Here is a 573-nt window from a genome sequence, read left to right as displayed (position 1 = left end):
AGGCCGCCTAACGCCCAATTAAGGTGTGAACCACGCTACCACAACACTCAATTTGAACCCCGTAAACACTGGACTAGACCCAAACTAAAAATGCCAAGCGTGGTGAATCACTCTTAAATTGTTTGTTATGCTGCTGTTACGAGAACCTTGATGCTAACTTTTTGTACACTGCATCTTTATCTCGTTTTCCAATAGCTAACACGTACACCACGATTTCATCATCAATGACTTCATAGGCTAAGCGATAGCCTGCTGTACGTAGTTTGATCTTATAAACTGAGTCATAGCCACGCAGTTTAGAAGAAGGAACATGCGGGTTTTCCAGACGCTCTTTAAGCTTCTTTTTGAACTGACTTTGAATTGGTGGAGCTAACTTACTCCACTCTTTCTTGGCAGCCGGTAGAAATTTTAGCTTATAAGTCATCGATATTTACTTCCACCGCTTCAGACAATTCACCACGGCGACTTTCAACTAGTCTAGCAAGCTCATAGTCATCGAGCATATCCATTAAAAACTCATAAGTTTCTGCTGGGACAAGATAAGCTGCTGGCTTATTGTGGTTTAGAATAGCA

1 protein-coding gene and 1 pseudogene are annotated in these 573 nt (G+C 41.7%); both read right to left on the bottom strand.

What is annotated here, in order from left to right:
* Positions 1–136: 136 nt before the first annotated feature.
* Positions 137–424: a type II toxin-antitoxin system RelE family toxin gene (locus A1QO_RS05875; protein ID WP_013868556.1), complete on the bottom strand. Its 288-nt coding sequence runs from the start codon at positions 422–424 to the stop codon at positions 137–139.
* A pseudogene (locus A1QO_RS05870) lies at positions 414–573 on the bottom strand (antitoxin); the annotation flags it as partial. The pseudogene A1QO_RS05870 and the gene A1QO_RS05875, both read right to left, overlap by 11 nt.

The organism is Vibrio genomosp. F10 str. ZF-129 (assembly GCF_000287055.2).
Taxonomy (GTDB): domain Bacteria; phylum Pseudomonadota; class Gammaproteobacteria; order Enterobacterales; family Vibrionaceae; genus Vibrio.
The sequence above is the reverse complement of the archived record's forward strand: the minus strand, read 5'-3'. Positions and strand labels throughout refer to the sequence as shown.

Excerpts from the sequence above, each read along its gene's own strand:
- A1QO_RS05875 (WP_013868556.1), bottom strand. The coding sequence starts at position 424 with ATGACTTATAAGCTAAAATTTCTACCGGCTGCCAAGAAAGAGTGGAGT.